This window comes from Streptomyces sp. B1866 (assembly GCF_031932565.1).
Classification (GTDB): domain Bacteria; phylum Actinomycetota; class Actinomycetes; order Streptomycetales; family Streptomycetaceae; genus Streptomyces.
Genome location: NZ_JAVSCF010000187.1, coordinates 1 through 12,810 on the forward strand (window position 1 = coordinate 1; position 12,810 = coordinate 12,810).

At 75.6% G+C, this 12,810-nt stretch carries 10 protein-coding genes; 8 read left to right on the forward strand and 2 right to left on the reverse strand.

The genetic code is table 11. The features are described 5' to 3' along the window. Positions 1 to 117: 117 nt before the first annotated feature. A complete protein-coding gene (locus tag RKE29_RS21600; RefSeq protein WP_312007186.1) occupies positions 118 to 1,359 on the forward strand; it encodes a helix-turn-helix transcriptional regulator in 1,242 nt (413 codons plus the stop codon). Positions 1,360 to 1,881: 522 nt separating this feature from the next. On the opposite strand, the gene RKE29_RS21605 is transcribed toward RKE29_RS21600, so the two are convergent. Together RKE29_RS21605 and RKE29_RS21610 are read right to left on the reverse strand one after the other, a co-directional pair. After that, positions 1,882 to 3,063, reverse strand: a complete 1,182-nt coding sequence (locus RKE29_RS21605; RefSeq protein ID WP_312007187.1) for an NADH-quinone oxidoreductase subunit D — start codon at positions 3,061 to 3,063, stop codon at positions 1,882 to 1,884. A 4-nt stretch (positions 3,064 to 3,067) separates the two neighbouring features. Then, entirely contained in the window at positions 3,068 to 4,156 is a 1,089-nt protein-coding gene (locus RKE29_RS21610) for an SAM-dependent methyltransferase (RefSeq protein ID WP_312007188.1), read from the reverse strand. A gap of 149 nt (positions 4,157 to 4,305) precedes the next feature. Between RKE29_RS21610 and RKE29_RS21615 the strand changes: the two genes are divergently transcribed. From RKE29_RS21615 to RKE29_RS21645, 7 genes are all read left to right on the forward strand, one after another. Beyond that, entirely contained in the window at positions 4,306 to 5,502 is a 1,197-nt protein-coding gene (locus RKE29_RS21615) for a sensor histidine kinase (RefSeq protein WP_312007189.1), read from the forward strand. Positions 5,503 to 5,718: 216 nt separating this feature from the next. Beyond that, positions 5,719 to 6,483, forward strand: a complete 765-nt coding sequence (locus RKE29_RS21620; protein WP_312007190.1) for a response regulator transcription factor — start codon at positions 5,719 to 5,721, stop codon at positions 6,481 to 6,483. Between the two features lie 332 nt (positions 6,484 to 6,815). After that, on the forward strand, positions 6,816 to 7,808 hold the full coding sequence (locus RKE29_RS21625; RefSeq protein ID WP_312007191.1) for a DUF2520 domain-containing protein: 993 nt from the start codon (positions 6,816 to 6,818) through the stop codon (positions 7,806 to 7,808). Then, complete coding sequence (gene panC, locus RKE29_RS21630) at positions 7,805 to 8,794, forward strand: pantoate--beta-alanine ligase (RefSeq protein ID WP_312007192.1); 990 nt, start codon at positions 7,805 to 7,807, stop codon at positions 8,792 to 8,794. The genes RKE29_RS21625 and panC overlap by 4 nt, the downstream gene beginning before the upstream one ends. Continuing rightward, positions 8,791 to 10,737: an L-aspartate oxidase gene (locus tag RKE29_RS21635; RefSeq protein ID WP_312007193.1), complete on the forward strand. Its 1,947-nt coding sequence runs from the start codon at positions 8,791 to 8,793 to the stop codon at positions 10,735 to 10,737. Before panC ends, RKE29_RS21635 begins: the two co-directional genes overlap by 4 nt. Then, a complete protein-coding gene (nadC, locus tag RKE29_RS21640; RefSeq protein ID WP_312007194.1) occupies positions 10,734 to 11,873 on the forward strand; it encodes a carboxylating nicotinate-nucleotide diphosphorylase in 1,140 nt (379 codons plus the stop codon). Before RKE29_RS21635 ends, nadC begins: the two co-directional genes overlap by 4 nt. Before the next feature lie 43 nt (positions 11,874 to 11,916). Beyond that, positions 11,917 to 12,714: a type III pantothenate kinase gene (locus tag RKE29_RS21645; RefSeq protein WP_312007195.1), complete on the forward strand. Its 798-nt coding sequence runs from the start codon at positions 11,917 to 11,919 to the stop codon at positions 12,712 to 12,714. The last annotated feature ends 96 nt before the right edge of the window (positions 12,715 to 12,810 follow it).

Genomic DNA, 12,810 nt, shown 5'->3' on the forward strand with positions numbered 1-12,810 from the left:
CGGATCCGCCGTCTATTGGACACTCCCTCGCGGGGGTCTCTGTTTCGCGAAACCCTTTCGTGGGACAGCCCGTTGATCCCATCCCGTGGCCCTATACCGTCGCCCTATATTCGAGATATGGGCGACCAGTACCGGGACCTGTGGTCCCATCCGCAGTTGGCCGCAGCGGTCACCAGTGAGGACTGGGGCGCTGTCTTCCGCGCGTACCGAAAGCTCACCGGTGTAAGCCAGACGAAGCTGGGGGAGTCCGTCGGCCTCGCTCAGCCGGATGTGTCGGATATCGAGCGCGGCCGTCGCACGGTGACATCCACCGAGGTCCGGCAGCGCATCGTGGCCGGGCTGAGCATTCCGGCTGGGCTTTGCACGGGCGGCCGGGCCCAGACCCCGGTGCCCGGTCTGGCCCTTCCGGGGACGGCCCCGGACGAGGACCTGTTGGCGCGCGTGACGGGCGTGGTGGACACCTCGCGGCGCGTGGACGCGGCCACGTTGGACTGGCTGGACCGGCTGCTGGCCGAGCACCGGCGCGCCGAGGACGTCATCGGCTCCCGGCCGCTCGTGGGCGTGATGGAACAGCAGATGCGGACGGTCGTGGACCTGTATGCGGGAGCCCGTGGCGCCCTGGCGGGGCGCGTGGTCCGGCTGGCCGCCGAGCACGCCCAGTTCCTCGCGTGGATGGCACAGGACCAGGGGAACGACCCCGCAGCGCTGTTGTGGCACGACCGCTCCCACGAGTGGGCGCTGGAGGCTGGGGATGTCGATATGGCCGCTACGACGCTCAGCATGAAGGCGCACCTGGCGTGGGGCGCGGGACAGGGACGGCGCTGCGTCCAACTCGCCGAGGCGGCCCGCTGGTCCTCTCCGGGCACCGCCCTGGGCGTACAGGGCATGGCCGCGCAGATGTCGGCCCGGGGTCACGCGCTCAACGGGGAGGCCGACGACGCCCTGCGGCTGCTGGACGAGGCGCAGACTCTCGTCAGCCGGGCCGCCGAGCGGCCCGAGGACGAGCCGCCGTGGATGTACTTCTACGACGAGACGTGGTTCACCCTCCAGCGCGGCATGGCCGCCATGCACCTGCACGACTGGCAGGCCGCCGTGGACCACCTCACGACCGGGCTAGCCGCGATGCCGGACGAGTTTCGGCGCGACAAGACGTGGTACCGCGCCTGCCTGGCGCACGCGCTCGCCGGGGCGGGGGAGGCGGGGCAGGCGGTGGCCGTCGCCGTGGCGAGCGTTCCGGACGCGGCAGATGTCGGCCGCCCGCACTCCTGGGGCGAGCTGCACACGACCGCCGCCCTGCTGCTGCGGCGCGGAGCGAGGGAAGGGCGCCAGTTGGTCTCGGCACTGCGGGAGTACGACTGACGGCGTCCCGCCCTGCCCGAGGACGGGCGTCCTCGTGGGGAAGGGGCAGGGGGGCGCCCGGCCCGCGCACCCGCGCGGACCGGCTACTTGTGAACCACCCCCGCATGCGCGGGGACGAGTACGTGTTCGACACCCGGGCGGCGGCCGACGCGGGACCACCCCCGCATGCGCGGGGACGAGACCCCGCATGATGACGTGCCCCCGGTCCTCCCGGGACCACCCCCGCATGCGCGGGGACGAGGGGCGTTCCTACCCGGCCAGCCTGGGGACCAGGGGACCACCCCCGCATGCGCGGGGACGAGCACACCGTGCTGGAGGCCGCCGCAGCCGCCGGGGGACCACCCCCGCATGCGCGGGGACGAGACTAGTTGACCTGGGGATTCACAAGCGCACAGGGTGAGTTTCATTCGGTGGCAAGCGGAAACGTGCCAACCGTTCACTCCCGAGCGACTCCTCAGCCTCCCCACTGGCCCGGCCCGGCACACGCGACGTACGCCCGGCCCGCGCACCCGCGCGGACCGGCTACTTGTCGATGTCGCCCACCACGAAGAACAGCGAGCCCAGGATCNCGATGTCGCCCACCACGAAGAACAGCGAGCCCAGGATCGCCACCATGTCCGCGACCAGCGTGCCCGGCAGCAGTTCCGTCAGCGCCTGGATGTTGTTGTACGACGCCGAGCGCAGCTTCAGCCGGTACGGCGTCTTGTCGCCCTTGGAGACCAGGTAGTAGCCGTTGAGTCCGAGGGGGTTCTCGGTCCAGGCGTACGTGTGGCCCTCCGGCGCCTTCAGCACCTTCGGCAGCCGCTGGTTGACCGGGCCCGGTGGCAGCTCATCCAGCCGGTCCAGGCAGGCCCCGGCCAGCTCCAGCGCGTTGTGCGTCTGCTCCAGCAGGCACTCGAAGCGGGCCAGGCAGTCGCCGTCCTGGCGTACCACCACCCGCAGCACGTCCCGCAGCTCTCCGTACGCCAGGTACGGCTCGTCGCGCCGCAGGTCGAAGTCGACGCCCGAGGCGCGCGCGATGGGGCCGCTGACGCCGTACGCGTGCACCGCCTGCGCGGGCAGTACGCCCACCCCGCGCGTGCGGGCGCGGAAGATCTCGTTGCCGAGGACCAGCCGGTCGTACACGTCCATCCGCGACCTGACGGTCGCCACCGCGTGCCGGGCCCGGTCCAGCCAGCCTGCCGGGAGGTCGTCCTTAAGGCCGCCGACCCGGTTGAACATGAAGTGCATGCGGCCGCCGGAGACCTCCTCCATCACCGCCTGAAGCTCCTCGCGCTCGCGGAACGCGTAGAAGACGGGCGTGATGCCGCCCAGCTCCAGCGGGTACGAGCCGAGGAACATCAGGTGGTTCAGGACGCGGTTCAGCTCGGCGAGCAGCGTGCGCGCCCATACGGCGCGGGCCGGGACCTCCATGCCCAGCATCCGCTCGACGGCGAGCACGACGCCCAGTTCGTTGGAGAAGGCCGACAGCCAGTCGTGGCGGTTCGCCAGCATGATGATCTGCCGGTAGTCGCGCGCCTCGAACAGCTTCTCCGCGCCCCGGTGCATGTAGCCGATCACCGGCTCGGCCCGCTCGATGCGCTCGCCGTCCAGCACCAGCCGCAGCCGCAGCACGCCGTGGGTGGACGGGTGCTGCGGGCCTATGTTGAGCACCATGTCGGTGCTCTCGGCCGCGCCGCCGATGCCGACTGTCGTCTCGCTCATGGGCCTAGTCTCTCAGCTCGGCCAGCCGGGCCAGGGCGGCGGTCCGGCGCGGGTCCCGGCCGACCGGTTGCAGCAGCCAGGTGAAGGCGCCGAGGCCGCCGGGGTCGGTCAGCTCCGCCGCCTCGCTCGCCGCGGCCAGCGCCCGTACGTACCCGCGCGGGTCGCTCGCGGCCAGTGCGGGCGGGGGGCGGCGTCCGTCGACGCCGAGGGCGCGCAGGGCCTCCCGCTGGGTGCGCAGTGCGAAGGACGGACCTTCGGGAGGGCTGCCGGGCTTCCGGGGCTCCCCGGCCGTCGCCCGCGCGCCCGCCTCCGCGCACGCGTCCAGCGCCACGTGCGCGGTCAGGTCGCACGACCTGTCCGGCACCGGCCGCACCTCGCGGCCCGCGCGGAAGCCCGTCAGGGTGCCGAACGGCGGACGCGCCTCCCGCGCGTGCCCGTAGTCCACGGCGACGGCCAGGCCCGCCCGCAGGCAGCCCACCGCGTCCGCCCACGCCGCGTCGCGCGGGCCGCCGATCTCGGCCCGCAGCCCCGGCTCGGCCCCGGCCAGCGGCCACCAGCGGGCGAGCCAGGCGGCGTCCGCGCCGCGCACCGGGCCGCCGAGGCGTTCGGAGCCGTCGGCCGGGTCCACGAGCACGTAGCGCGGCACGCCGTTTTCGTCGGTTTCGGCCACGTCCACCGGCACGTTGTCCAGCCACTCGTTGGCGAACAGCAGTCCGCTCACCCCGCGCGGGAGCGCGTCCCGCCACACCACGCGCGTGTCGAGGCCGTCCGGGCGGGGCGCGCGTTCGACCGCGTACGGGCGTAGGCGGGCGGCCAGCGGGGCGGGCGCGGCGGCGAGCACGCCTGCCAGCAGCTCGCCGCGGCCCGCGCCCACGTCCACCAGCGCCAGCTCCTCCGGGCCGCCCAGCGCCTCGTCCACCCGGCGCAGCAGCTCGGCGACCGCCGCCGCGTACCGGGGCGAGGCGTGCACGGAGGTGCGGAAGTGCCCGGCCGGGCCCTCCGGTCTGCGGAAGAAGCCCTCCGGCCCGTACAGCGCCCGCTCCGCGGCGGCACGCCAGCCGAGCCACCGCGCATCCTCGTCCGCCCGCCGCATCGCCGTCTCCACTCCTCGGTCCCACCCCCGCCCGCGCCGACCGCTCACGCTAGAGGACCCCGCATCCACCTTGGGGAGTAGGGCCGTGACCGGCGGATCGATCGTCCGGGTGACCCCCGCCTGTGAACGGCGTGCCTACGCTGGGTGACGTGCAGCGCCTTTACGACTTCTTCCGCAGGCATCCGACAGGGGTGGACACCTTCTGGGCGCTCCTCCTCTTCGGTATCACCCTGCTGTGGATCGTCGGGGCCCACATCGGCCGCGAGCCGCGCATCGCGGCCGTGCCGATCACGGTCGCGCTGTGCGCGGCCGTCGCGCTGCGCCGCCGGGCACCGGAGTGGATGCTGCTGCTGGTCATCGGCTGCGGCCTGGCGCAGCTCGCGCTGAACGTGGAGGTCAACCCGGCCGACGGCGCGATGCTGGCCATCATCTACAGCGTCGTCGTGGGCGGCGAGCGCTGGGCCTCCCGGATCGCCCTGGTCGGCGGGGTGTGTGCGCCCGCGCTGGCGGCCCTGCGCTGGCCGGACGAGCGGCAGGACGGCTGGGAGGACATCGTCGGCACGGTGTTCCTCACCATCCCGTTCCTGCTCGCGTGGGTGCTCGGCGACTCGGTGCGCACCCGCCGCGCGTACTACGCCCAGCTGGAGGAGCGGGCCGCCCGGCTGGAGCGGGAGCGGGAGGCGCAGGCCAAGGTCGCGGTCGCCGCCGAGCGGGCCCGCATAGCGCGCGAGCTGCACGACGTGGTGGCGCACAACGTGTCGGTCATGGTGGTGCAGGCCGACGGCGCCGCGTACGTGCTGGCGAACGCGCCCGAGCAGACCCGGCAGGCCCTGGAGACCATCTCCGGCACCGGTCGGCAGGCGCTCGCCGAGATGCGCCGCCTGCTGGGCGTGCTGCGCAGCGGGGACCCGGACGAGGGCGGCGACTACGTGCCGCAGCCCGACGTGGAGCAGATCGACGAGCTGGTCGAACAGGTGCGGGGGACCGGCCTGCCCGTGGACTTCAAGGTCGTCGGCAGTCCGCGTCCGCTGCCCAGCGGCGTGGAGCTGACCGCGTACCGCATCGTGCAGGAAGCGCTGACCAACACCCGCAAGCACGGCGGCCCGGACGTGGGCGCGAGCGTCCGTATCACCTATCTGGACGACGGCCTGGGTCTGCTGGTGGAGGACGACGGCCGGGGCTCGCAGCGCGAGCTGTACGAGGACGGCGGCGTGGACGGGCAGGGCCACGGGCTCATCGGGATGCGGGAGCGCGTCGGCATGGTGGGGGGCACCCTGGACGCGGGGCCCCGGCCGGGCGGCGGCTTCCGCGTCAGCGCGGTACTGCCGCTGAGGTCCGCGGGCTGAGGCGAGTGCCCGGTGCGGCCTGCCGGGGCCGGTGGGGCCTGCCGGCCGCGTGCGAACGGTACGCGCGGGCGGGCCGCGTTCCCGCGCGGGACGGCGGTCGCGGTACGGGATGGCGGCGGCGCCGGATGCCGGGGCGACGGGCGGGCAGGGCAGCAGGCGGGCAGGCAGGGCAGCAGGGGCAGCGGCAGTCGAGGAAGAGGAAAGGGATCCGAGCCGATGGCGATCCGGGTAATGCTCGTGGACGACCAGGCGCTCTTGCGCGCCGGTTTCCGTATGGTGCTGGCCGCCCAGCCGGACATGGAGGTCGTCGCCGAGGCGGGAGACGGCGCCGAGGCCCTGGAGACGCTGCGCACGCGCGAGGTGGACGTCGTGCTGATGGACGTCCGTATGCCCCGGCTGGACGGCGTGGAGGCCACCCGGCGCATCTGCCGGGGCGCGGAGACCGGCCCGGTGGGCGGCGAGGGGGACGGCGCGGCGCCGAAGCGGCCGAAGGTGCTGATACTGACGACCTTCGACCTGGACGAGTACGCCTTCTCGGCGCTGAAGGCCGGGGCCAGCGGCTTCATGCTCAAGGATGTGCCGCCCGGCGAACTGCTCGGCGCGATACGGGCCGTGCACAGCGGCGACGCGGTCGTCGCCCCGACCACCACCCGCCGCCTGCTGGACCGCTTCACGCCGATCATGTCGGGCGGCCAGGGCGGCGCGGCGGCCCGCCCCGAGCTGCGGCGGCTGACGGAGCGGGAGCGGGAGGTGGCGCTGCTGGTCGCGCAGGGGCTGTCGAACGGCGAGATAGCGGCGCGTCTGGTGCTCTCCGAGGCGACGGTCAAGACGCACGTGGGCCGCATCCTGACCAAGCTGGGGCTGCGCGACCGGGTGCAGGTGGTGGTGCTGGCGTACGAGACGGGTCTGCTCAGGGCCGGGGGCGCGGGCGGTGGGAGCGCGGGGGGCGCGGGTGGCCTTCCCGGGGCCGCCGGGGTCTGACGGTCCGGCTCGGGGCGGTCCCGGCTCGGTCCGGTCCTTTCCCGCACTCGGTCCGGTCTTGCCTTCACTCGGTCCGGGCACTCGGTCGGGGCACTCGGTCCGGTCTTCCCCTCAGGCGGGTCCCGGGCTATCACCCGTTCGGGTCGCCGAGTTGTCCACAGCCGGCCGTCATTCCGAGGAGTCCGCAGGTCGCGCCGGGTCCGTCCGTCGTCGCCCGTGGTCGCCTGTCCGGGCGGCCGTCCACAGGCCCGAGGAGCGGGGGTGGCGCTCGCGTAGCATGACGGGGAATCGTCCGGTACCCGGTGCGGACTGGAACGGAAGGCCGCCATCGCGTGAACGTTCACCCTGTCTCCGAGCCACGGGACCGCCCCGCCCGGCTCACCGTCGGCGTGGTCGGCGCCGGCCGTGTCGGGCCCGCGCTCGCCGCCTCGCTGCGGCTGGCCGGGCACCGGCCCGTGGCCGCCTCGGCCGTGTCCGACGCCTCGCTGCGCCGGGCCGCCGCGCTGCTGCCCGAGGTGCCCGTCGTGCCGCCCGGCGAGGTGCTGGCGCGCGCCGACCTGGTCCTGCTGACCGTCCCGGACGACGTGCTGCCCGGCCTCGTGGCCGGCCTCGCCGAGACCGGCGCGGTGCGCCCGGGGCAGTGGCTCGTGCACACCTCCGGGCGGTACGGCACGGCCGTGCTCGACCCGGCGCGGCGGGCCGGCGCGCTGCCGCTCGCGCTGCACCCGGTGATGACGTTCACCGGCACGACGGTCGACGTGCAGCGGCTCGCGGGCTGCTCCTTCGGGGTCACCGCGCCCGAGGAGCTGCGGCTGGCGGCCGAGGCGCTGGTCATCGAGATGGGCGGCGAGCCGGAGTGGGTGGCGGAGTCGGCTCGCCCGCTCTACCACGCGGCCCTGGCCATCGGCGCCAACTACCTGGTCACCCTGGTCGCCCAGGCCATGGACCTGCTGCGCACCGCGGGCGTCGCGGCCCCGGACCGGATGCTCGGCCCGCTGCTGGGCGCCGCGCTGGACAACGCGCTGCGCTCCGGCGACGCCGCGCTGACCGGCCCGGTCGCGCGCGGCGACGCGGGCACGGTCGCCGCGCACGTGGCCGAGCTGCGCGAGCACGCCCCGCAGGCCGTCCCCGGGTACCTGGCCCTGGCCCGGATGACCGCGGACCGCGCCCTCACGCACGGGCTGCTCAAGCCCGAGCTGGCCGAGGACCTGCTGGGCGCCCTGTCCGACGTGTCCGGGACCGGCGGCCCGGGGGGCTCTGGCGGCCCGGCAGGGCCCGGGGAGCCGGGCGGCGGAGCGGACGGCGCGCCGGGAGGCGGAGCATGAGCCCCCGGCTGTGGGAGCCGCCGCTGCCGGGCGAGCCGGACGTGGAGCTGCTGACCCGCCGGGCCGCCCTGGACGACGCCCTGGCGCACTTCGCCGTCCCGGGCCGTACGGCCGTGGTGATGACCATGGGCGCGCTGCACGAGGGCCACGCGTCGCTGATCCGCGCGGCCCGCGCGCGGGTCGGCGCCAAGGGCCTGGTGACGGTCACCGTCTTCGTCAACCCGCTCCAGTTCGGCGCGGGCGAGGACCTGGACCGCTACCCGCGCACGCTCGACGCCGACCTGGTGGTCGCGGCCGGGGCGGGCGCGGACATCGTCTTCGCGCCGCCGGTCTCGGAGGTTTATCCGGGCGGCGAGCCAGAAGTGCGCATCTCCGCGGGGCCGATGGGGGAGCGGTACGAGGGCGCGACGCGGCCGGGGCACTTCGACGGGATGCTGACCGTCGTCGCCAAGCTGCTCCACCTCACCCGGCCCGACGTGGCGTTCTTCGGCGAGAAGGACGCGCAGCAGCTCGCCCTGATCGGCCGCATGGTGCGCGACCTGGACTTCCCCGTGGAGGTCGTCGGCGTGCCCACCGTCCGCGAGGGCGACGGCCTGGCCCGCTCCAGCCGCAACCGCTACCTGTCCGCCCAGGAGCGGCACACCGCCCTGCACCTGTCCCGCGCGCTGTTCGCGGGCCGGGACGCCGGGCGCCTGGCGGCCGGACGGCTGGCCGCCGACGCGGCCTCCGGAGAGGCGGACGGGGCCCGGGCGCCCGTACGGGTGACCTCCCCGCGGGCCGTACGGGAGGCGGCGCGCGCGGCCCTGGCGGAGGCCGCCCTGCTTCAGCCGCCGCTCGCCGTGGACTACCTGGCCCTGGTCGACCCGGCGGACTTCACCGAGGCCCCCGACGACCACGCCGGCGAGGCGGTGCTGGCCGTGGCGGCGAAGGTCGGCGCGACGCGCCTGATCGACAACATCCGCCTGCACTTCGGAGCCGCGTCATGAACCGCCCCGCCACCCCGCCCGCCCCGCAGCCGGGCCCCGCCCCGCAGCCGGGCCCCGAACCGCGGCAGGGCCCTGAACCGCAGCCGGGCTCCGGTCCGCGGCAGGGCCGTACCGCCGAGCCGGGCCGTACCGCCGACCCCGGCCCGGCCGCCCAGCCGGGCCCGCTCGCCCTGCGCGCGCCCGCGCCCGGCTGGTCCGTCGCGGCCGACGTGGTGGTCGTGGGCTCCGGCGTGGCCGGCCTGACCGTCGCGCTGCGCTGCGCCGCGGCCGGCGCGCGCGTCACCGTCGTCACCAAGGCGCGCCTGGACGACGGCTCCACCCGCTGGGCCCAGGGCGGCATAGCCGCCGCCCTCGGCGACGGCGACACGCCCGAGCAGCACCTGGCCGACACCCTCGTCGCGGGCGCCGGACTGTGCGACGAGGAGGCCGTGCGGACCCTGGTCACCGAGGGGCCGGGCGCCGTACGGCGGCTGATCGGCACCGGTGCCGTCTTCGACACCGACGACGGCACCGGCCGCATCCTGCTCACCCGCGAGGGCGGCCACCACCGCCGCCGCATCGCCCACGCGGGCGGCGACGCGACCGGCGCGGAGATCTCCCGGGCGCTGGTCGCCGCGGTGCGCGAGGCCGGCATCGAGACCGTCGAGAACGCCCTGGTGCTCGACCTGCTGAAGGACGCCGACGGCCGGGCGGCCGGCGTCACCCTGCACGTCATGGGCGCCGGCGCGCACGACGGCGTGGGCGCGGTGCGCGCCGGCGCGGTGGTGCTGGCGACCGGCGGCATGGGCCAGGTGTTCTCCGCCACAACCAACCCGCCGGTGTCCACGGGCGACGGCGTCGCCCTGGCGCTGCGCGCCGGGGCCGAGGTGTCCGACCTGGAGTTCGTGCAGTTCCACCCGACGGTGCTGTGGCTGGGGCCGGAGGCCGAGGGCCAGCAGCCGCTGGTGTCGGAGGCGGTGCGCGGCGAGGGCGCCCACCTGGTGGACGCCGACGGCGTGCGCTTCATGCTCGGGCGGCACGAGCTGGCCGAGCTGGCCCCGCGCGACATCGTCGCCAAGGCCATCACCCGCCGCATGCTCGACCAGGGCGCGGCGCACATGTTCCTGGACGGGCGGCACTTCGGCGCGGCCATGTGGGAGCGCCGCTTCCCGACCATACTGGCCGCCTGCCGGGCCCACGGGATCGACCCGGTGACCGAGCCGGTACCGGTCGCGCCCGCCGCCCACTACGCCAGCGGCGGCGTGCGCACCGACCTGCACGGCCGTACGACGGTGCCGGGGCTGTACGCGTGCGGGGAGGTCGCCTGCACGGGCGTGCACGGCGCCAACCGGCTCGCCTCCAACTCCCTGCTGGAGGGCCTGGTCTTCGCCGAGCGCATCGCCGCGGACATCGCCGCCGCCCGGCCGTCCGCGCCGCCGCCCGGCGCTCCGGTGGCGCCCTCCGGGTACGCGGACACGCCGCTGCTCGCGCCCGAGGCCCGGTTCGCCGTCCAGCGCGTCATGACCGCGGGCGCCGGGGTGCTGCGCTCCGCCGCCAGCCTCGCGGAGGCCGCCGCCGCGCTGGACCGCGTCGACGGCGAGGCGGCCGAGGAGCTGAGCCGGGACGGCAAGACCGCCGAGCCCGGCGTGGAGACCTGGGAGGCCACCAACCTCCTGCTGGTCGCCCGGGTGCTGGTCGCCGCCGCCCGGCACCGCGAGGAGACGCGCGGCTGCCACTGGCGCGAGGACCGGCCCGACGCCGACGACGCCTGGCGGCGCCACGTCCTCGTCACCCTGCGCCCGGATCGCGCCCTTCACATCCGTACGACGGACTCGCCAGGCTTTCCTCCGACCGGCTCGGCCGCGCCGGGCACCCCGGACACGTCGTACGCTCCCGCTCCCGCCCCCCGACCCGGCCCAGCCCCCGAACCCAGCCCCCGACCCGAGACGGAGTCACGTCCGTGAGCAGTAGTCCTCCAGCCGACGATCGCCCCACCGCGGCCGTACCCCTGCCGCCGCCGTCGCCCCGCGCGGACGCCTCCTCCGCAAGCGCAGCCGCAGCCGCGGCCGCAGGCGCGAGCGCCGGCGGCTCCGGCGAGGCGGCCGGCTGCGGCGACGGGTGCGCCTGCGGCGCCGAGGGCGCGCCGGGCGAGCCCGGCTTCGACCCGGACGAGTGCGGCCTGGACCCGGCGCTGGCCAAGCTCCTCGAAGCGGCCGGGCTCGACCCGGTGCAGGTGGAGGACGTGGCACACCTGGCGGTCGAGGAGGACCTGGACGGGGGCGTGGACGTGACCACCGTCGCCACCGTCCCGGCCGACGCCGTGGCCACCGGCGACTTCACCGCCCGTGAGGCGGGCACCGTCGCCGGGCTGCGGGTGGTGGAGGCGGTCCTGTCGGTGGTCTGCGAGGACGCGTTCGAGGTCGAGCGGCACGTCGAGGACGGCGACCGGGTCACCGCAGGCCAGAAGCTGCTGTCGGTCACCGCCCGCACCCGCGACCTGCTCACCGCCGAGCGCAGCGCGCTGAACCTGCTGTGCCGCCTGTCGGGCATCGCCACCGCCACCCGCGCGTGGGCCGACGCCCTCGACGGCACGCCCGCGCGCGTGCGCGACACCCGCAAGACCACGCCCGGCCTGCGCGCCCTGGAGAAGTACGCGGTGCGCTGCGGCGGCGGCGTCAACCACCGCATGTCCCTGTCCGACGCCGCGCTGGTCAAGGACAACCACGTGGTGGCGGCGGGCGGCGTCGCCGAGGCCTTCGCGGCCGTGCGCGCGCGGTTCCCGGACGTACCGGTGGAGGTCGAGGTCGACACCCTCGACCAGATCCCCCCGGTGCTCGCCGCGGGCGCCGACCTGATCCTGCTGGACAACTTCACGCCCGAGCAGACCCGCGAGGCCGTGGAACTGGTCGCGGGCCGCGCCGTCCTGGAGTCCTCCGGCCGGCTGACCCTGGCGAACGCGCGTACGTACGCGGAGACCGGCGTCGACTACCTGGCCGTGGGCGCCCTCACCCACTCCTCGCCGATCCTCGACATCGGCCTCGACCTGCGCGACGAGCCGACCGGCCGCGAGTCCGGCGACGCGGGGGAGGGGCGTGCCTGATGCCGCTGACCAGCGACCCGGCCGGTCGGAGGCGGGGCGCCGCATGCTGCTGACCATCGACGTGGGCAACACCCACACCGTGCTCGGCCTCTTCGACGGCGACGACATCGTGGAGCACTGGCGCATCTCCACCGACGCCCGCCGCACCGCCGACGAGCTGGCCGTCCTGCTCCAGGGCCTGATGGGCACGCACCCGCTGCTCGGCGACGAGCTGGGCGACGGCGTCGAGGGCATCGCCATCTGCTCCACCGTCCCGTCCGTGCTGCACGAGCTGCGCGAGGTCACCCGCCGGTACTACGGCGACGTACCGGCCGTCCTGGTGGAGCCGGGCGTCAAGACCGGCGTGCCGATCCTCATGGACAACCCCAAGGAGGTCGGCGCCGACCGGATCATCAACGCCCTGGCCGCCGTCGAGCTGTACGAGGGCCCGTGCGTGGTGGTCGACTTCGGCACGGCCACCACCTTCGACGCGGTCAGCGCGCGCGGGGAGTACGTCGGCGGCGTGATCGCGCCGGGCATCGAGATCTCGGTCGAGGCCCTGGGCGTGCGGGGCGCCCAGCTGCGCAAGATCGAGCTGGCCCGGCCGCGCAGCGTCATCGGCAAGAACACGGTCGAGGCCATGCAGTCGGGCATCCTGTACGGCTTCGCCGGGCAGGTCGACGGCGTCGTGCGGCGCATGGCGCGCGAGCTGGCCGACGATCCCGACGACGTGACGGTGATCGCGACGGGCGGCCTGGCGCCGCTGGTGCTGGCCGAGGCGTCCGTCATCGACGAGCACGAGCCGTGGCTGACGCTGATCGGCCTGCGGCTGGTGTACGAGCGGAACGTCGGCCGCGGCTGAGGGGCCCGAGCGCGCCCCGGCCGGTGCGCCGTGCGCCGCGCGGTGCCCGCGGCCGCCAGGCCGGTCCCGCGCGGTCGGCCGGACGGGGCTGACGGC

Excerpts from the sequence above, each read along its gene's own strand:
- RKE29_RS21600 (WP_312007186.1), top strand. The coding sequence starts at position 118 with ATGGGCGACCAGTACCGGGACCTGTGGTCCCATCCGCAGTTGGCCGCA.
- RKE29_RS21610 (WP_312007188.1), bottom strand. The coding sequence starts at position 4,156 with ATGCGGCGGGCGGACGAGGATGCGCGGTGGCTCGGCTGGCGTGCCGCC.
- RKE29_RS21620 (WP_312007190.1), top strand. The coding sequence starts at position 5,719 with ATGGCGATCCGGGTAATGCTCGTGGACGACCAGGCGCTCTTGCGCGCC.
- panC (WP_312007192.1), top strand. The coding sequence starts at position 7,805 with ATGAGCCCCCGGCTGTGGGAGCCGCCGCTGCCGGGCGAGCCGGACGTG.
- RKE29_RS21635 (WP_312007193.1), top strand. The coding sequence starts at position 8,791 with ATGAACCGCCCCGCCACCCCGCCCGCCCCGCAGCCGGGCCCCGCCCCG.
- RKE29_RS21645 (WP_312007195.1), top strand. The coding sequence starts at position 11,917 with ATGCTGCTGACCATCGACGTGGGCAACACCCACACCGTGCTCGGCCTC.